This window comes from Rhizobium sp. AG855 (assembly GCF_003610655.1).
GTDB classification, from domain to species: domain Bacteria; phylum Pseudomonadota; class Alphaproteobacteria; order Rhizobiales; family Rhizobiaceae; genus Allorhizobium; species Allorhizobium wuzhouense.
The window spans coordinates 115,958-134,450 of sequence record NZ_RAQG01000005.1; the positions used below are offsets into that span (position 1 = coordinate 115,958).

The window sequence follows — 18,493 nt, forward strand, 5'->3', positions numbered from 1 at the left end:
TGCCGGTCTTCTTTCGAGGAAGAAAATTTTGATGCTGACGAAGTTTCTCGGGGCGTTGATCGCCCTGTCGAGCGTTCTGGGTTCACCGCTGCTCGCCGCTGAAATCACTGACATTGCCGGCCGCAAGGTCGAGATCGACCTGCCGGCCAAGCGCGTGCTCGTTGGCGAGGCCCGGCAGATCCATACCATCGCGGCGCTGACCGGCGATCACCTAGTCGACCACATCGTCGGCTGGCGCGACGACTTCCTGACCAAGGACCCGGACAGCTATGAGGCTTATGTGGAGCGCTTTCCGGCGCTCGCCTCCCTGCCCCGCTTCGGCTACGTGCCGAACAACACCTTTGACCTTGAAGCCGCAATCGCTCTTTCACCCGACGTGATCACGCTCAACCTCGAAGCTCAGAAAGTAGCCGCCGAAAGCGGCATCGAGGAGAAAGCCGCCGCCGCTGGAATTGCCATCGTCTATGTCGATTTCCGCGTCGATGCGACGAAGAACAGTGAAAACAGCATTCGCATCCTTGGACAGATCTTTGGCGCCGAAGATAGGGCAAAGGATCTGATTTCCTATCGCCACGAGCAACTGGCACGGGTTACCGATCGGCTGGCGAAGGTGACAGCTCTCGTTCGTCCCAAGGTCTTCATCGAGCGGGCCCCGGGAAATGATGCGGAAAACGGATGTTGCCGCAGTTTCGGGCCCTATAATTTTGGTGAGATGGTCGAGCAGGCCGGTGGCCACAACATCGCAGCCGACGTGATCAAGACCACCTTCGGGGACCTCAATCTTGAGCAGCTCATTGTCGAAAACCCGGAGCATTACATCGCGACCGGGTCGAACTGGGCAGCCGAGTCAAAGACGAACCGTTTCGTCCATGTTGGCCGCGGCGCCGATCCGCAGGCCGCCCGGCAGAAGCTCATCTCACTGATGGCGCGCACGGGCTTTTCCGACCTGCAGGCGGTGAAGACCGGCAATGTCCATGCCGTCTGGCATCAGTTTTACGGCGTGCCTTACGAGTTCGTGGCGGTCCAGCAGTTCGCGAAGTGGTTCCATCCGGAACTCTTTGCCGACCTTGATCCGGATCAGACCTTCCGCGACTTCCACGAAAAATTCCTGCCGGTCGATTACAAGCCCGGATACTTTGCCTCGCTGAAGGGGGAGACGAACTGATGGCGGTCGCAATTCAAGGCGCTGATATGGCGGAGGGGCGCACGCGCTACCGTGCCATTGCCGCACGCCGTACGGGCATTCTCTGCTTGCTGGTCCTGGCCTTGCTCGTCAGCATCGCCGTTGACATGGCCTATGGTCCGGCGCGTTACAGCCTTTCCGATGTCATCTCGACGATCTGGAACCCGGCCGGCGCCAGCAACCAACTGCGCGTCGTCATCTGGGATATCCGCATGCCGATCGCCTTGATGGCGGTGACGGTCGGGGCGTGTCTGTCTTTGGCGGGCGCGCAGATGCAGACCATCCTTGCCAATCCGCTTGCAAGTCCTTTCACACTCGGCATTTCGGCCGCCGCTGGCTTCGGGGCCGCGCTTGGCCTCGTCGCCGGCGTCGCGGTCTTCCCCGCTGCCGTGCAATACATGGTGCCGGTCAATGCCTTCCTGATGGCCATGCTTGCCTCGCTGTTTATCTACAGCGTTTCGACGCTCAGGGGCGTGACGGTCGAGACCATCGTGCTGCTCGGTATCGCGCTCGTCTTTACCTTCAACGCGCTTTTGTCGTTGCTCGAATATCTGGCCTCCGAGCAGGCGCTGGCGGCCGTCGTCTTCTGGACCATGGGCTCGCTCACCAAGGCGACATGGCCGAAGGTGGCCGTCACCTTCGCCGTGCTCGTCCTCTGCGTTCCGCTGTTTGCCCGTCGCGCCTGGGCGCTGACGGCACTTCGACTTGGTGACGACAAGGCCGCCTCCTTTGGCGTCAACGTCAAGGGTTTGCGGCTCGAGACCATGATGCTGGTCAGCCTGCTCGCAGCGATCCCGGTTTCCTTTGTCGGTACCATCGGCTTTATCGGCCTTGTCGGTCCCCATATCGCCCGTATGCTGGTGGGCGAAGACCAGCGCTTCTTCCTGCCCGGTTCGGTGATCTGCGGCGCGCTGCTCCTATCCGTCACGTCGGTCGTCTCGAAGATGCTGATCCCCGGCGCCATCCTGCCGATCGGCGTGATCACGGCACTGGTCGGGGTTCCCTTCTTCTTCTCGCTCATCTTCACCAACAGGAGGCGCGCATGGTAGCCCTCAGGCTCGAAGCCGTCGGCGCCCAGTATGGCCGCCATCGGGTTTTTTCAGAGATCACCACCTCCGAGATATCAGGCGGCGCTCTGACCGCCGTGATTGGCCCCAACGCGGCGGGTAAGTCCACCCTGTTCAAGCGTATCGCCGGCCTTTTGAAAGGCGATGGCGTCGTGCATGTGAGCGGAGAGGAAAGCCTGCGGCCAATCTGTTACATGCCGCAGGACACCGGCGCCAATGCCGTTCTCACCGTCTATGAAAGCGTGCTGCTCGCGTCCAAACAGGGTTCTGGCTGGAAGGTTGCCGAGGATGAACTGGTCGAGATCGACCGGATCCTCGAAGCCTTGCGCATCACGGATCTTGCCTTTCGCGATCTCGGCGAGTTGTCGGGTGGCCAGCGGCAACTGGTGGCAATCGCGCAAGCCCTGGTACGGAAGCCGGAGATTCTGCTGATGGATGAGCCGACTTCGGCGCTTGATCTCTTCCGCCAGATCGAGGTGCTGCAGTTCATGCACACGCTTGCCCGGGAGACGGGTATCGCCGTGCTGATCGCCCTGCATGATCTCAACCACGCCATCCGCTACTGCGACCACGCACTGGTGGTGGCCGATGGTCGGTTGGTGGTCAGCGGCGCAACCCTCGACGTGATCACCCCTGCCCTACTGCGCGAGGTCTACCATGTGGAAGCGCGGATCGAGGCCTGCACCCAGGGACGCCCGATGGTGATTGTGGATGCGGCGCTGGGATAAGATGGAGCAGAGCGATCAGCTCAAACCCATGTAGCGGCCGGGCTTGTGGTTGATGGCGAGGATCAGGTTGGTGATCGCAGCGCCCAGCACTGACAGCGCCAGCCGGTCGGCCGGCAGAACAAAATAGGCGGCGGCGAGGATCGAGAAGTCAACGCCGAGCTGGAAGTAGCCGGCGCGCAGACCGATCTTTTCCTGCAGATACATGGCCAGGATGTTGATGCCGCCGAGTCCCGTGCGGTGACGAAACAGCACTAGCAAGCCTGTCCCGATCAACCCGCCGCCGATCACCGTGGCATAGAGCGGGTCGAGATGGGCAAAATCAATCCACTGGCTGTTGAACTTCGACAGAACCGAGACCAAAGCGACTGCCGTGAAGGTGCGAAGCGTGAAGGGCCAGCCCATGCGTTTGACCGCGAGAATATAGAAAGGCAGGTTGATCAGGAAGAAGATCAGCCCGAAACCCCAGCCGCTCGCATAGGACAAAAGCAGCGCCAGACCGGCACTCGAGCCAACCGTCAGCATGGTCTTTGCGTAAATCAGCGTGCCGAGGGAAACGAACATCGTTCCGGAAATCATTGCAAGCACGTCTTCATAGAGGCGGTGCCGCTCGGCACGCGCCACATTCGTCGCGGTCGTGGTGGTCATGGTCTTATCCGAGCAGCGGTGTCAGTACGGTTGCAACGCGCTCGATGTCGGCACTCTTCAGGCCGGCAATGTTGATGCGGCCGGAGGTCGGCATGTAGATGCCGTGCGCCTTGCGCAACGTCAGCACATCGGCCTCCTTCAGCGGAAGCAGCGAGAACATGCCCTGTTGCTCGGCGAGTTGTGGGGCCAGTTGCCAGCCGTCGGAAAGAGCGCTTGCGAGTTCGCGGCGCAGCCCCTGAAGACGACCGCGCATGGCGTTCAGCTCGTCCATCCAGTCCTTCCGCAGGACATCTGAAGCAAGAATGGTGCGCACGACGGCCGCTCCATGATCCGGCGGCATGGAATAGCTTGTGCGAGCCAGAGTGACCAGGTTGGATCGGGCGGTGTCCGCCGCCGCCTGCGTCTGTGCGACCGCGAAAATTGCCCCCGTGCGCTCGCGATAGATGCCGAAGGACTTTGAGCAGGAGACAGCAACCAGCGCCTCAGGGGCTGCCGCAATCAGCGTGCGCAGACCCGCCACGTCTTCCTCGATCCCTGCACCAAAACCCTGGTAGGCAGAATCGATCAGGGGAACCAGCCGCCTCTCGGCGATCACCGAGGCGAGTTCCGCCCATTGAGCAGGCGTGAACCCTGCCCCCGTTGGATTGTGGCAGCTGGCATGAATGAGCACGGCATCACCGCGCTGAGCTTCGCTGAAGGCCTTCATCACACTGGAAAAACGCACATCCTGTGTCGGCACGTCGAAATAGACATGCGTTTCGACATTGAGGCCGGTTGCCCCGAAAATGCCGGCATGGTTGGGCCAACTCGGCAGGCCGAGATGCAGGCGGCCTGTGCCTGCCCTTGCAATCAGGTCGGAAGCGAGACGCAGCGCGCCGGACCCACCGGGCGTCTGAACCCCGGCTGCAAACCTGCCCGTTGCCTTGCCACCCACCAGGTCCCAGAGCAGGTCGAGGAACACGCGGTCGCCTTCCGGTGCCACGTAAGACTTGCTGGACTGGGTCTCCAATAGCAGCTTTTCGGCCGCCTTTACCGAGCGTAACACCGGAGTGTTGCCCATGTCGTCGCGGTAGACGCCGACGCCGAGGTCGATCTTGTCCGTGCGGCTGTCGTCGTTATAGAGCCCGATCAGGGCGAGCAGCGGATCGTTCGGCTGAGAAGCGAGCTTGTCGAACATGATGGACCTTGGCCATGGGTGTTGAGGTGACGGAAAAATAGCAAGTTTCGCGCGCAAAGTCTCTGCGGATTTGCGGGCCTACCCTTCGCCCACTTGCAGAGGATTGCGCACATATCTCTCATGGCGCAATAATGGTGCGCATATTCGCTTGATTGGATGGAGCAACGTAGACTTTGACTTTGGAACTCGACAGGATTGATCGCCGGATCATCGCCTGCCTGCTTGAGGACGCAGGTCTCAGCAATGCGGAGCTTGCCGACCGCGTCGGTCTGACGGCTGCCCCTCTTTCCCGGCGGCTGTCACGCCTCTACGCGACCGGCGTCATCCGGCAGAGGATCGTGATCGATCCTGGTGAAGTGGGCCTCGGCCTGCAGGCCTTTGTCGAGATCACCCTTGACCGCACCACCCCCCAGGTCGGCGAACGGTTCATCGCGCATGTCGGCAAGCTCGCGGAGGTCGTCGAGATCCACGCGGTTGCCGGTGATTTCGATTTTCTTCTCAAGATCTCGGTGCGCGACATGGCCGATTTCAAGCGGCTGATCTGGCAGGAATTCGATCGTCTGGCGGAGATCAAGACGATCCGCTCGACCATGGTCTTCGACAGTCCGAAGATCTCTTACGGCTATCTGCCGGAATGAGAAAAGGGGCGCCTTCGAGCGCCCCTCCCCTGCCCTGCTGAGGATGGAAACAACCTCAGCCGGCAACAGCGGCGATCTTGCCGCGCTTGGCCATCCGGGCCCTGATGGATTCGACATCCGCCTTCGGGGTCGCAGCAAAGAGCGTGCGCGTATAGGCGTGCTGCGGATCGGAGAAGACAGCGTCCCGTGTGCCGTATTCGACCGCTTCACCGTAATACATCACCATCACCTCGTCGGCGATGTAACGCACGACGGAGAGGTCGTGGCTGATGAAGACGTAGGTCAGGCCGAACTCTTCCTGAAGGTCGGCAAGCAGGTTCAAGACCTGGGCCTGGACCGAGAGATCGAGTGCCGAGACAGGCTCGTCGAGCACGAGCAGCTTCGGATTGAGCATCAAGGCACGCGCAATCGCGATGCGCTGGCGCTGGCCGCCGGAGAACATGTGCGGATAGCGGTTGTAGTGCTCAGGACCGAGACCAACCTTGATCAGCATCTCCGTTGCCCGTTCACGCCGTTCTGCATCACTCATCTTGGTGTTGATGAGCAGCGGTTCGCCGAGCACGTCGCCGATCTTCTGGCGCGGGTTCAGTGAACCATAGGGGTTCTGGAAGACGATCTGCACCTTCTGGCGCATATCGGCCGTCAGGTGACCCGGACGCGTGTCGACCTTCTGACCGTCGATCAGCAGGTCGCCCGCTGTCGGCTCGTCGATGAAGGTCAGGATGCGCGCGAGCGTGGACTTGCCACAACCGCTTTCGCCGACGATGGCAAGCGTCTTGCCTTTGTCGAGTTTGAAGGAGACGCCCTTCACCGCATGGACAATCTTGTCCTCTTTGAAAACACCTTGTGGCACGCGGTAGTCACGCTTGATGTCGCGGATCTCGAGCATCGGGGTCTGCGTTGTGGCGGTCATGCGGCACCTCCTGTTTCAGCGGCAGCCAGGAAGTCGGAGACCGTGGTCAGGCGGTCGCCGGTGGCGTTTTCCGGAAGCGCGGACAACAATGCCCGGGTATAGGCGCTTTTCGGGCTTTCGAAGAGCGAGAGCACGTCGGCTTCCTCCATCTTCTTGCCCTTGTATTGCACGATGACGCGGTCGGCGGTCTCGGCGACCACGCCCATGTCATGGGTGATCATGATGAGCCCCATACCGGTCTCGGCTTGCAGCTTCATCAGAAGGTCGAGAATCTGCTTCTGGATGGTCACATCGAGTGCGGTGGTCGGCTCGTCGGCAATCAGGAGCTTCGGATTGCAGGCGATCGCGATGGCGATCATCACGCGCTGGCATTGGCCGCCCGACATCTGGTGCGGGAAATGGTTCAGCCGTTCGGCTGGATCCGGAAGGCCGACCAGCTTGAAAAGCTCGATGGCGCGCGCCCGCCGCTCGGCCTTGCCCAATCCCATATGGAGCTTCAGGACTTCCTCGATCTGGAAGCCGACGGTGAAGCACGGATTGAGGCTGGCGACCGGCTCCTGGAAGATCATCGCCACGTCCTTGCCGATCAGCTTGCGTCGCTCATTGGCCGATATCCTGGCGATGTCGCGGCCTTGGAAGAGCATGTGATCGGCCGTGATTTTCGCGGTCCAGGGCAAGAGGCCCATGACGGCGAGCATGGCGACCGATTTGCCGGATCCGCTCTCGCCGACAATGGCGAGAACTTCGCCCGGCTCGATCGACAGTGAGATGCCATCCACGGCCTTGAACCAGCCGGTCGAGGTTTCGAATTCGACGGTGAGGTTTTTGATATCGAGAAGCGCCATATCAGGACCTCTTCAGCTTGGGGTCGAGCGCGTCGCGCAAGCCGTCGCCCATCAGGTTGATGGCAAGCACCGTGATCAGGATCGCGAGACCTGGGAAGGTCACGACCCACCAGGCGCGCAGGATGAATTCGCGCGCTTCTGCGAGCATCGTGCCCCATTCCGGAGCCGGCGGCTGCGCGCCCATGCCGAGGAAGCCGAGGGCGGCTGCATCGAGAATGGCATTCGAGAAGGACAGCGTCGCCTGGACGATCAGCGGCGCCATGCAGTTCGGCAGGATCGTCTTGAACATCAGGCGGAGCGGACTTGCGCCGGCAAGACGGGCTGCCGTGACATAGTCACGCGATTTTTCCGACATGACTGCTGCACGAGTCAGACGAACGAAATGCGGCTGCAGGGTCAGCGCGATGGCAATCATGCCATTGGTCAGTCCCGGGCCGAGGATGGCGACGAGAACCAGCGCCAGCAGCAAGGACGGGAAGGCCAGGATGATGTCCATCAAGCGCATGATCGCCGTATCAAGCCAGCCGCCGTAAAAGCCGGCGATCACACCGATCGCGATGCCCGTCGTCAGCGACAGCGTCGTGACGAACACACCGATGAACAGTGAATATTGCGAGCCGTAGATCAGTCGGGACAGGATGTCGCGACCGACGGGATCGGTGCCGAGCGGATAGCTCCAATTGCCGCCTTCGAGCCAGGCTGGCGGCAGGAGAACCACGTCGCGATATTGCTCGAACGGCGAATGAGGTGCAATCACGCTGGCGAAGACGGCGATCAGCACAAGGGCGATGAACACGACAAGGCCGATGACCGCACCGCGATTTTCGGAGAAGTAGAACCAGAATTCGGCCAGCATCTGGCGGCGCATCTGCGCGCTGGTGACCGGCTGGCTGGATGTTGTCTCTGCCATGGGATTTTATCCTTCTAGTGGCGGATGCGCGGGTTGATCAGGCCGTAGAGCAGGTCGACGATCAGATTCACGACCATGATGATGCCGGCGATCAGGAGGAGGCCCCCCTGGATGACCGGGTAATCGCGGCGGAAGACGCTGTCGACCATCCACTTGCCGATGCCCGGCCAGGAGAAGATCGTCTCGGTGAGGATGGCGCCGGCAAGCATGACGCCGATCTGCAGGCCGATCGTGGTGATGACCGGGATCATGGCATTGCGCAGCGCATGCAGGCTGACGACGCGGAAGGGCGAAAGACCTTTCGCGCGGGCGGTCCGGATATAGTCTTCCGACAGCACTTCGAGCATGGCGGAGCGGGTCTGACGTGCAATGACTGCGAGCGGAATGGTGGCGAGCACGATCGACGGCAGAATGAGATGGCTGACGGCCGAGGCGAAAGCCCCCTTCTGGCCCGACAACAGGCTGTCGATCAGCATGAAGCCGGTGACGGGCGGGAAGAAGAACATCAGGGATATGCGGCCCGAAACCGGAGTCCATTGCAGGATACCGGAAAAGAGGATGATCAGCAGCAGGCCCCACCAGAAGATCGGCATGGAGTAGCCGACGAGTGCGATGCCCATCATCGTCTGGTCGAAAGCCGAACCTCGTTTGATGGCCGCGATGATGCCGGCTGGAACACCGATCGCAATGGCGATCAGGATCGCGCAGAAGGACAGTTCGACGGTTGCCGGGAAAAGAGCGAAGAACTGATCGATGATCGGGCTCTTCGAGACGATCGAGGTGCCGAAGTCACCCTTCATCACGCCCCCGAGGTAATCGAAATACTGCACCACCAGCGGCCGGTCGAGGCCGAGATTGGCACTGATCTCGGCATGCCGTTCTGGCGACATGACTCGTTCACCGGAGAGAAGTGCGACGGGGTCGCCCGGCAGCAGCCGGATGAAGGCGAAGGCAATGATCGAGACGCCGACGAAAGTCGGGATCAGGACGGCAAGCCGGCGCAGGAGAAAGCCAAACATATGTGGACCTGTTTTTTTTCTTGTGATGGTCAATCCCGGTGCGCACGGCATTCCGGGGCTGCTCGCTTGACCGCGACGGATATCGAACCGAGGCGCGGCCGCATTCGTCGGCAGCTTCAACGACAATCGCCGCGGGCGCAATGGCCCGCGGCGAAAGAATGATCGGTCCGATTACTCGGCGATATCGACGTTTTCGAAGGTGAAGTCACCAAGCGGGCTCTGAACGAAGCCGGAAACTTCCTTGCGCATCGGCACGACCGAGAGCGAGTGGTCGATCGTCGCCCAAGGCGCTTCGCGCTTGAAGACGGTCTGGGCTTCTTCATAGAGCTTGGTGCGCTCAGCCTGGTCGGACGTGACCTTGGCCTTCTTCACAAGCGCGTTGAACTCTTCGTTGCACCACTGCGCACGGTTGTTTCCGCCAACAGCTTCACAACCCAGGAGGGTGTCGAGGAAGTTGTCCGGATCGCCGTTGTCACCCGTCCAGCCGAGCATGACGGCACCATCGCGATCCTTGGCCTTCGAACGGTCGAGGTATTCGGCCCATTCATAGGAAACGATCTCGACCTTGACGCCGACCTTGGCGAAGTCGTCCTGCATGATTTCAGCCGCGCGACGGGCGTTCAGCATGTAGGGACGCGACACCGGCATCGCCCAGATCTTCATCGAAAGATCCTTCACGCCAGCGGCCTCGAGTTCCTTCTTGGCGGCGTCGAGGTCGTAGGCGTCGTCGACGGTCGCTTCGTTGTAGGACCACATGGTCGGCGGGATCGGGTTCTTCGCCGGCGTTGCCATGCCCTGGAAGACGGCGTCAACGATGGCGGCCTTGTTGATCGCCTTGTTCAGCGCCTTGCGGACTTCCGGCTTGTCGAACGGAGCCTGGGTCGTGTTGTAGGCGAGGTAGGCGACGTTCAGGCCTTCCTGCTCCATCACGGTGAGCGACGGATCAGCCTTCATCGATTCGACGTCGGCAGCGTTCGGGAACGGCATCAGGTGGCATTCGCCAGCCTTGAGCTTCTGGTAACGAACGGCGGCATCCGTGGTGATCGCGAAGACGAGATCGTCGATCTTCGGTGCGCCACCCCAGTAGTCGGCATTCTTCTTGAAGCGGATGACGGCATCCTGCTGATAGCCGACAAAGATGAACGGACCGGTGCCAACCGGCATCTGGTTCAGCTGTTCCTTCTTGCCTTCGGCTTCGAGCTTGTCGGCGTATTCCTTCGACAGGATCGAGGCGAACGGCATCGCGAGGTTTGCGAGGAACGGTGCTTCCGGACGGTTGAGCGTGAACTTGACGGTCAGGTCATCGACCTTCTCGATCGACTTGATCAGTTCCGGGAAGCCCATGCCTGCAGCATATTCCCAGGACGTGCCGGCGACATACTGGGCCCACGGATGGTCGGCCTTGATCTGGCGTTCCAGCGAGAAAATGACGTCGTCGGCGTTGAGGTCACGCGACGGCGTGAAGAATTCGGTCGTGTGGAACTTGACGCCGGGACGCAGCTTGAAGGTGTATTCGGTGCCTTCAGCGTTGACTTCATAGCTTTCAGCCAAGCCGGCTTCAGCTTCCGTGGTGCCCGGCTTGAATTCCATCAGACGGCTGTAGACCGGATGGGCGGAGGCGTCGAAGGTCGTGCCGGCGGTGTACATGCCGGGGTCGAAGCCTTCCGGCGAACCTTCCGAGCAATACACAAAGGTCTTGGCGCTCGCAGCACCCGACAGGAAGGTCGCCGCAGCAAGTGCCGCAGCAGCAAAGGCGAATTTGGTTTTCATCAACAGTCTCCCAAAGGCGAAGACGGAAACCCGTCTCGCCGGTTCTTTTGGTTCCGCAGCGCGTGTTTCGCGCCCGTGTTTTTTTCGGATCGGGCGACAAGCCAGATCCGGCGATCGATCGCCAAGGGCTGGGAAAGTCGCAAAATGACAACCGTCCAGCCCCGCCTGTTAGATCACTAACGCATTGTCTTATCGGCTTCGAAAATGTTGTAAAGAGAAATTCTGCCGCATTTCCCCTGCAATTCGGTCCAGATTTCGGCAAAATGTAGATGTTGCGCACAATCATTCGGCGTTTTCCGTCTGGTCATTTAAAAAATCCGGAAATGGCGATAACCCAAATTCGCCGAGCGTTTAGCGTCTTTATCCGCCCTGCGTCGCAACGAGAAAAGGGCGGGATGAGGCAAAGTTGATGCTTTTATGGGCATAACGTCATGCGCAAAGGCTGTCTCCGGATTTACGGTATTCTGTGCCGCGCCTTGGCCCAGCACCGTGTTGCGTGGGCGGTTGCAGTGGTGCCTTGCAATGCTACGTTGCCTGCTTTCCCATTCATGTCGAATGAAGGCTGTCCTTCAGAACGGAGATGGCGGTTGTGGTATGTCCTTGGGAAGCCGATCTTGTTTGATCGCTGATGGTGCGTGAATTCATCGTGGTCCGGCAGGCAGGTGAAGCGACAGAGGGGCGGCCATCGCGCCGCGGGCTGGCCTCTTGATGCACTCGACCATGTAGGTGTCTTCTACCCTACCCTACCCTACCCTACCCTATCCCTGCCCCGCCCCATCGGTTGATGAAAGTCGCGTCGGCGAGATGGCAGGGGCGTCGCCGGATGTCTTTGGTGCGAGTTGAAGGGAGTTCGGCTTGCGGGGTTTGGAACGAGGGTCCTTTGGTGGCTGCGGATAAATGGTGCTGTTTGGGTATGTCTTACGACGCCGCGCGGGGCCTGTTGACAGCTGTCAACATCCTTCGGCTGTCGCGCCCTGCCCCTGCCCCTGCCCTAAAGTTGGGTCGGTGAGTTACGACACGCCTGGCTCGCGGTAGCCGCGCCGACGCTTTCTGCGCTCCATCTCGCAGGCCATTCGTTGGGCATCCGCGTCTGTCGCGAGCGTAAGCGTGAGGCTCTGCCCTCGTGTGCCGATACGTCCCCACGAGCGGCGGATGACCGTTTCGCCGAACAAGGTCTTTTCCATCGTGACGCGATAGAAGCGTGCCATGTTGATGGAGGGATCTATGCGGTGCAGGTGGACGCAGTCAAAGGGCGCTTGTGTCATGCGCAGAGTCTCCGACACCTTGAGGTGTCAGGTCCAACGCATAAATGGAATCGGTCTGGCACCATCGATTCATGCCGCTGATGGTTTGCGGTGCGTTTCGTCTGTCGTCCACCGCCAGGTGTTGACAGCTGTCAACCGACGGGTTCCAGACAATGCCGCTGCCGGATGTCGCTCGGGGACTTGCGCTGCCATCGAGGAAGAGGAACATGGCGGCGGCTTTTGAAGCGGGCAATGGTGGGACCCGAGAGCTTGGTTGGCCATGCAGAAATGAGGAGTGTCATGGGAAGAATGGATGGTAAGTTTGCGGTGGTCACGGGCGGCACCCAGGGGCTGGGAGCCGAAGTCGCACGCCTTTTTGCTGAGCGCGGCGCCAGTGGTCTCGTTATCTGCGGCCGCAGCGTGGACAAGGGGCAGGCGAGGGCGGATGACCTCCGTCGCCGCTATGGGTGCCAAGTCGAATTTGTCGCGGCCGACCTGGCGGAGGTCGACGAATGCCGCAAGGTCATCGCCGTTGCCAAAGCCAAATTCGGCCGTGTCGACGCGCTGGTGAATGTCGCGGCCATCACCGATCGCGGCACGATCCTCGATACCGACCCGGCGCTCTTCGATCGCATGATTGCCATCAATACGCGCGCGCCATTTTTTCTGATGCAGGACACCATCAAGCTGATGATAGAGACGCAGGTTGAAGGAACGATCGTCAACATCTCCTCGATGTCATCGATGGCGGGTCAGCCCTTCATCGCGGCCTACTGCGCCTCGAAGGGAGCTGTCGACACGCTGACTCGCAATACCGCCTTTGCCCTTCTCAGGAATCGCATACGTGTGAATGCACTCAATATCGGGTGGATGGCGAGCGACGGTGAAGATCGGATTCAGCGAGAGCACCATGGCGCGGACGCCGACTGGCTGTCGAAGGCTGCGGCGCGTCAACCTTTCGGCCGGCTCGTTGATCCGGCCGAAGTGGCCCGTGCCTGCGCCTACCTGTCTTCGGACGAATCCGGCCTGATGACTGGTGCGACGATCAATTTCGACCAGTCGATCTGGGGAGCCTATGAGGACAGCCCGCATCCTGGCGCAGCGATGACACTCTGACTGGAAGGGCGGTAGGGCAGGGGGGCTCCCAATCCTGACGACAGGAGAGCATGCAGCCAAGGTGCCAAAATTATTGGTGGCGCGTCGATTTCGTTCGATCCCGCGCGTGCCTCACTTGACCGTTCGAGGCGCGTCCTGTGGGAAGGGATGGCACGAAGGAGCGGGGGTGATTTCGTCAGAGCATTCACTCAGCCGGGGAGGGGCTGTGCGACATTGGATCAAGAGCTGCAAATCTGTGGAATGAACTCGATGAGCGGCTCTATCGATCAAGTGACCCTTCCCTCAGTTCGCTGATCCGGGTAATATGATGTCGTGCGGGTTGCTCATCAGAAGCGGTCTCCTGCTTCTCCCTGAGCGTTGAATCACCAGTGGCGAACTTTATGCCTGGGTTGGCGTTCGTTATGTTTTTTGTCTGTTATGATTTCAATGGCTTGCAAAAGCAGCGAATTGCCTATGCCGCCCCGTGATTGAGCACTCCTGACAGTGGTTCGGTCTGCGAACGCTCCCTTGAGAGGGTTCAATCAAACGAGTTTCCGAGCGCACGCGCCTGGATGACGGGTTTTGCGGAAATCACTGTCCTCTCGATGCAAGTGGAATGAAACGCGCTGTTCCCTTGACCGGCGTTGGCCTTGCCCGGCGGGCGCTACTCTACCACCACGTTCTTCGACCACGCAGAACGAGCGGCTAGGCTCCGTGCCGTCGCCAAGCCCGCGACCAGGGCCTCACTTGTCGAGGACATAACGCCCGCTATCAACACCGACGATGTGAAAGCCTTGAGAGAGGGCGTCCTGAAGTCGTGATCGAAGATCAAGAAGGCTCGATAGATCGTCGGCCCCTTCCGCCTTTGCGATATGCGTTCCGCTCCCGTCGTCAATCGGTACCAGGAGCCTATGCGCGCTGTGATCGTCCAGGAGTTCGCCCTCAGCGCGCCGCGCGACTTTCGGATCGTCAAGATACCAGTCCAGAAGAAGCCGGTCGGAAGGAAGCCCCGTATTGATGCCGCCCATGTCGCCATAGTAGTTGACGAGGTAGGTCGACGAGCGACCACCCAGCCGATTGAGGTTGAGGCGCGCATTGGTGATCCGCAAGGGATCGAAGGTCCAGCGGACATGCCGGATACCGCGCTGCAGGCACCAGTCACGCTGATACCATTTGAGCTCTGCGCCGAGCCCTTTGCCCCGCAAGCCTGGAGCAACCGCGAGCCGGTGGGAGTGTTGAATGTTTGGGTCCCGGGTCGGGAAGCCGAAGACATACCCGGCCAGACGTCCGTCAACGAATGCTCCTGCGACAAGTCCACCCTCGGCCTGGATAACCATCATCAGGTCCGCAGCATCCGGTGTGTCGCCATGACCCCAGACTTCAGCCTGGAGGGCTTCGGCCTGGCGGAATTCGGCAATTCCATTGAGGTCGCGAATGTGCACGCTCGTCATGGCCGGAAGCTTTCCAGCCCCATCGTCACCTGGTCGAGGAAAGCCCGGTCGAGCGATACGCCGATCCCGGTTCCTGGCGGAACAGGCATCCGCCCGTCTTTCGCTTCCAGCTTCTGCTCGATGATGTCTCGCTGGAAGTAGCGGCTTGCGGAGGATGTGTCGCCGGGTTTTCGGAAGTTTGACAAGGTCGAAAGATGGATATTGTGGGCACGGCCAATGCCGCTTTCGAGCATGCCTCCACACCAGACCGGGACTGAAAAGACTTCAGCCAGATCGTGGATCCGCAGCGAATTTATATATCCGCCCGAACGCCCAACCTTGATGTTGATCACGCGTGCGGCATCGGACTGCAGCGCCTTGCGGGCATCCTCGGGGCTCCTCAGGCTCTCGTCGAGACAGACCGGTGTGCTTAGCCGCTTCTGCAGGACGGCATGATCGTGAATGTCATTCCAGGCCAGCGGCTGTTCGATATAGTCCAGGTCGAATTCGTCCAGGCGCGCGAGCAACGGACTGTCCGCCAGCGTGTAGGCGCTGTTGGCATCGGCCGTCAGATGCACGTTTGGAAAGCGCGCACGAACTGCTCGCAGGACTTCGAGATCATGCCCGGGCTTGATCTTCAGCTTGATCCGCTTGTAACCCTCACCGACATGTTTTTCGACGCGGTCAAGGGTCTGATCGATGGGCATGATGCCAAGCGAGACGCCCACATCCACTGCGTCCCCTGATCCACCGAGGAGTGTCTGGAGCGGCAAGGAGAGCGATTTTGCCCACAGGTCCCAGAACGCCATCTCGACCATGGCCTTGGTCATGGCGTTTCCCCGCCACGGTGCAAGCAACCGGTGAAGAGCCTGAGGATTATCGAAGGATTTCCCCATAATTTGCGGAAGCAAGACTGTCCGCGTGAGGTCCATGGCGCCAGCCACCGTCTCCTCAAGATAGTCCGGCAGGGGGTCCATGACCCCCTCCGCGTGTCCCTGAAGGCCAGCCGAATAAAGCGTCAGGAGAGGAAACACCTTTTCATGCAGGGTGCCGGTTGCGATCGTGAATGGAACGAGAAGGGGAAGACGGACCAGACGAAGTTCGGCTCCGTCGATCCGCAGTGGCGCACGCGGTTCAGTCTCGCTCGGTCTTTCAGTCATGTGGCGCATCCCTGAATCTGCTCAGCCGAACCTATGTTGATTTTAGTTTTCTTGCAAGATTGACGTTATGAAAGAGTTCTGTCAGTCTTTCTTTAACCAGAGGGGATAACGATGTCTGGAACTGACGGGGACATGCAGCACAGCAGCGGGAGCAGCCAGATGAGTGATCTGCGCCAGCGCCTGCAGCAGCAGGCTGCCTCCGGAACGCCTGCCGAGCGGGCGATCGCCTCCTACCTCTTGTCCAATCTGCAGTCTCTCCCTTTTGAGACGGCCGCTACCGTTGCCGCCAAGGTCGGGGTTTCCGAGGCCTCGATAGGGCGTTTTTGCCGCGCGATCGGCTACAGAAGCCTCAAGGATCTGAAAGGCGGGCTGCAGCAGGATCTTGGTGATCAGCCTTGGTTGATCGGGGATCGTCTGCAGGATTTCCATCGCCGCAGTCAGTCAGACAAAGGCGAGCTTGCCCGCGCCCTCGAAAAGGAGATGGCGGCACTCGTCACCGTCTATGAGGTCGCGTCGACCCCGGAGTTCGAGACCTCGGTGAAGCGGCTTGCGCGCTGCCCGAATGTGTTCGTGGCGGGGTTTCAGACCGAACGGGGACATGCCGCCGAACTCGTCCACAATCTCCAGTATTTGCGCCCGGGCGTGCAGCTTGCCGACATTGCAGGGGGGCATTTTGCAGAGGTACTGCTCTCACCCCCAGAAGATACGACCCTCGTCCTGATTGATGGGCGGCGTTACTCGCGGCTGACCCGCGATCTCGCCACCGCAGCGCACGAAGTCGGAATTCCCGTCAGTTTGATCACGGACCCCTACTGCGACTGGGCGACTGGGGTCGTCGAAGAAATCTTCGCCGTGCCAACCGACCTCAACCACTTCTGGGACACGACATCGGCCATGTCCTCGCTGATCGGCCTATTGGTCAACGGGGTGTTCAATGAACTTGGCGCCGAAGTCGAAGAACGCATGGCGCGCATATCCGCCTATTACGACGATTTCATCGGCCACACCGGCCAGTTTGACCGGCAGCGTCGCTGGGATCGATGACTTCACAAGAACAATAACCTGCAGAGAGGACCGAAATGACACGTCTGAACATTCGCAAATCCATCATCGCCGCAGGTGTCAGCCTGGCGGCACTCGTGGTCGCCGCAGGCCCTTCATTGGCCCAGGAGGCGGTTTTTGTCATGGCCTCCAACGAGGTTGGCTCGCCAACCTACAATCCGATCAAGGCCGCCAACCTCAGCATCGGCAGCACGCTGATCTTTGACCGTCTTGTGGCGCAGGATGCAGATCTGTCCTTCCATCCCTGGCTCGCAGAAAGCTGGGAGGAGGCTCCCGATGGCATGTCCTGGATCTTCCATCTCAAGAAGGGTGTGACGTTCCACAACGGCGAGCCCTTCAATGCACAAACTGTCGCAAAGTGGCTTGAGCTCTTCAAGGCCTCGGAAAACGCCTACATGACGGAGGCGATCCAGACCGTCGAGGTGATCGACGATGCGACCGTCAAGTTCGTGATGTCCCGGCCTGAGCCGAACCTGCTTTACAATTTTTCCTCGAGCTATCTCTCCGTCATCGAGCCCAAGTCCTTTGAAGCGCTGGGCGACAACTATGGCGTGACCGAGGTCTATGGCACCGGTCCGTTCAAGCTTGAGAGCTTCACGATCGGACAGGAAACCGTGCTCGTGCGCAACGAGGACTATGCCTGGGCATCGTCGCTCGCCAAGAACCGGGGCAAGGCAAAGATTGCCAAGATCACCCTGCGTGAAATCGCCGAAGATTCGACAGCCTTCCTTGAGCTGAAGTCCGGTGGCGTTGACATGCTGCTCAGCGTACCCACCGACTTCCTCGGCGAACTCAAGAGCGAGAGCAATCTGGAAGTGGTGACCTTGGCGGGCCAGGACGTGGCCTACATGCCTATCAATGTGACCAAGGAACCTTTCACCGACATCCGGGTCAGGGAAGCCGCAGCCAAGGCCATCAACCAGAAGGAAATTCTGGACTCCGTCTATGGCGGCGTTGGCGAAGTGGCCAATACCTTCCTGATCTCTGCCCTGCCGGAATCCAAGGTCGATCCGAAATACCAGATCTCCTATGACCCGGATCGCTCCAAGGCTCTGCTGGACGAGGCCGGCTGGAAGATGGGCGCAGACGGGGTCCGCGAGAAGGACGGCAAGCCGCTTCGCGTGTCGCTTTGGACCCAGAGCGATTCCAGCTTCCGCCGCCTGACCGAAGTCGTCCAGGCCGAGCTCAAGGCTGTCGGCATCGACAGCGAAATCACCACCTTCGACAGCTCGGCAATCCGTGACCAGTACAAGAGCGGCAATCAGCAGCTCGCAGTCCGGTCCTACAACTGGGACAATGCTGATATCGTCGACTGGTTCTTCGGCGGCGACCGCCTCGGCTATCCGAACATCTCCATGTTCAACGACCCGAAGGCAGAGGAGCTCAGGAAGCGCGCGATGAGCGGTTCGAAGAACATGGCGGAACGGGTGAAGAACTTCACCGCCTACCACGAATATGTCCTTTCGCAGTACCCGATGGCGCCGATCTACCAGCCGGTGAATTCCGTCGCCTACAACAAGGACAGACTGGTTCTGCCGGCAGAGATCCACTCTCCGACTGTCGGCGCGACCGTGATCATGGACATGGAAGTCAAGGAGTAAGGGACA

The 18,493-nt window shown here is 60.1% G+C and carries 17 protein-coding genes; 7 read left to right on the forward strand and 10 right to left on the reverse strand.

Going from position 1 to position 18,493, the window contains the following annotated elements; translation table 11 throughout:
• Nucleotides 1–31 precede the first annotated feature (31 nt).
• The 3 genes from DFO46_RS19795 to DFO46_RS19805 are packed head-to-tail and all read left to right on the forward strand — an operon-like array spanning nt 32 to nt 2,978.
• On the forward strand, nt 32–1,165 hold the full coding sequence (locus tag DFO46_RS19795) for an ABC transporter substrate-binding protein (protein WP_120278747.1): 1,134 nt from the start codon (nt 32–34) through the stop codon (nt 1,163–1,165).
• A complete protein-coding gene (locus DFO46_RS19800) occupies nt 1,165–2,232 on the forward strand; it encodes an iron ABC transporter permease (RefSeq protein ID WP_110792669.1) in 1,068 nt (355 codons plus the stop codon). Before DFO46_RS19795 ends, DFO46_RS19800 begins: the two co-directional genes overlap by 1 nt.
• A complete protein-coding gene (locus tag DFO46_RS19805) occupies nt 2,226–2,978 on the forward strand; it encodes an ABC transporter ATP-binding protein (RefSeq protein ID WP_120278748.1) in 753 nt (250 codons plus the stop codon). The genes DFO46_RS19800 and DFO46_RS19805 overlap by 7 nt, the downstream gene beginning before the upstream one ends.
• Before the next feature lie 15 nt (nt 2,979–2,993).
• On the opposite strand, the gene DFO46_RS19810 is transcribed toward DFO46_RS19805, so the two are convergent.
• Complete coding sequence (locus DFO46_RS19810; RefSeq protein ID WP_120278749.1) at nt 2,994–3,623, reverse strand: YitT family protein; 630 nt, start codon at nt 3,621–3,623, stop codon at nt 2,994–2,996.
• A gap of 4 nt (nt 3,624–3,627) precedes the next feature.
• Nucleotides 3,628–4,800 (reverse strand): amino acid aminotransferase, encoded by a 1,173-nt coding sequence (locus DFO46_RS19815; RefSeq protein ID WP_120278750.1) that lies wholly within the window; start codon nt 4,798–4,800, stop codon nt 3,628–3,630.
• Nucleotides 4,801–4,973: 173 nt separating this feature from the next.
• On the opposite strand from DFO46_RS19815, the gene DFO46_RS19820 reads away from it, so the two are divergent.
• The gene (locus tag DFO46_RS19820; RefSeq protein ID WP_110792675.1) at nt 4,974–5,438 is read left to right on the forward strand and encodes an Lrp/AsnC ligand binding domain-containing protein; all 465 of its coding nucleotides are present in this window, start codon (nt 4,974–4,976) and stop codon (nt 5,436–5,438) included.
• 55 nt (nt 5,439–5,493) lie between these two features.
• Here DFO46_RS19820 and DFO46_RS19825 read toward each other — a convergent pair whose 3' ends face one another.
• The 6 genes from DFO46_RS19825 to DFO46_RS19850 all read right to left on the reverse strand — a co-directional run bounded on the left by DFO46_RS19825 (nt 5,494) and on the right by DFO46_RS19850 (nt 12,160).
• Nucleotides 5,494–6,351, reverse strand: a complete 858-nt coding sequence (locus DFO46_RS19825; protein WP_120278751.1) for a dipeptide ABC transporter ATP-binding protein — start codon at nt 6,349–6,351, stop codon at nt 5,494–5,496.
• Entirely contained in the window at nt 6,348–7,196 is an 849-nt protein-coding gene (locus DFO46_RS19830; protein ID WP_110792677.1) for an ABC transporter ATP-binding protein, read from the reverse strand. Before DFO46_RS19830 ends, DFO46_RS19825 begins: the two co-directional genes overlap by 4 nt.
• A gap of 1 nt (nt 7,197) precedes the next feature.
• Nucleotides 7,198–8,106: an ABC transporter permease subunit gene (locus DFO46_RS19835; protein WP_110792678.1), complete on the reverse strand. Its 909-nt coding sequence runs from the start codon at nt 8,104–8,106 to the stop codon at nt 7,198–7,200.
• 14 nt (nt 8,107–8,120) lie between these two features.
• Nucleotides 8,121–9,125: an ABC transporter permease subunit gene (locus DFO46_RS19840; protein ID WP_110792679.1), complete on the reverse strand. Its 1,005-nt coding sequence runs from the start codon at nt 9,123–9,125 to the stop codon at nt 8,121–8,123.
• 171 nt (nt 9,126–9,296) lie between these two features.
• Complete coding sequence (locus DFO46_RS19845) at nt 9,297–10,895, reverse strand: ABC transporter substrate-binding protein (RefSeq protein WP_120278752.1); 1,599 nt, start codon at nt 10,893–10,895, stop codon at nt 9,297–9,299.
• A 1,010-nt stretch (nt 10,896–11,905) separates the two neighbouring features.
• Complete coding sequence (locus DFO46_RS19850) at nt 11,906–12,160, reverse strand: WGR domain-containing protein (RefSeq protein ID WP_120278753.1); 255 nt, start codon at nt 12,158–12,160, stop codon at nt 11,906–11,908.
• Between the two features lie 267 nt (nt 12,161–12,427).
• On the opposite strand from DFO46_RS19850, the gene DFO46_RS19855 reads away from it, so the two are divergent.
• The gene (locus DFO46_RS19855; RefSeq protein WP_120278965.1) at nt 12,428–13,255 is read left to right on the forward strand and encodes an SDR family oxidoreductase; all 828 of its coding nucleotides are present in this window, start codon (nt 12,428–12,430) and stop codon (nt 13,253–13,255) included.
• A 722-nt stretch (nt 13,256–13,977) separates the two neighbouring features.
• On the opposite strand, the gene DFO46_RS19860 is transcribed toward DFO46_RS19855, so the two are convergent.
• Nucleotides 13,978–14,685, reverse strand: coding sequence for a GNAT family N-acetyltransferase (locus DFO46_RS19860; protein WP_120278754.1), 708 nt, complete (start codon nt 14,683–14,685; stop codon nt 13,978–13,980).
• Nucleotides 14,682–15,824, reverse strand: coding sequence for an o-succinylbenzoate synthase (gene menC / locus DFO46_RS19865; RefSeq protein WP_120278966.1), 1,143 nt, complete (start codon nt 15,822–15,824; stop codon nt 14,682–14,684). The genes DFO46_RS19860 and menC overlap by 4 nt, the downstream gene beginning before the upstream one ends.
• Nucleotides 15,825–15,983: 159 nt before the next feature.
• Between menC and DFO46_RS19870 the strand changes: the two genes are divergently transcribed.
• Nucleotides 15,984–16,868 (forward strand): MurR/RpiR family transcriptional regulator, encoded by an 885-nt coding sequence (locus tag DFO46_RS19870; protein WP_110792683.1) that lies wholly within the window; start codon nt 15,984–15,986, stop codon nt 16,866–16,868.
• Nucleotides 16,869–16,903: 35 nt separating this feature from the next.
• Nucleotides 16,904–18,487, forward strand: coding sequence for an ABC transporter substrate-binding protein (locus tag DFO46_RS19875; protein WP_120278755.1), 1,584 nt, complete (start codon nt 16,904–16,906; stop codon nt 18,485–18,487).
• Nucleotides 18,488–18,493 lie beyond the last annotated feature (6 nt).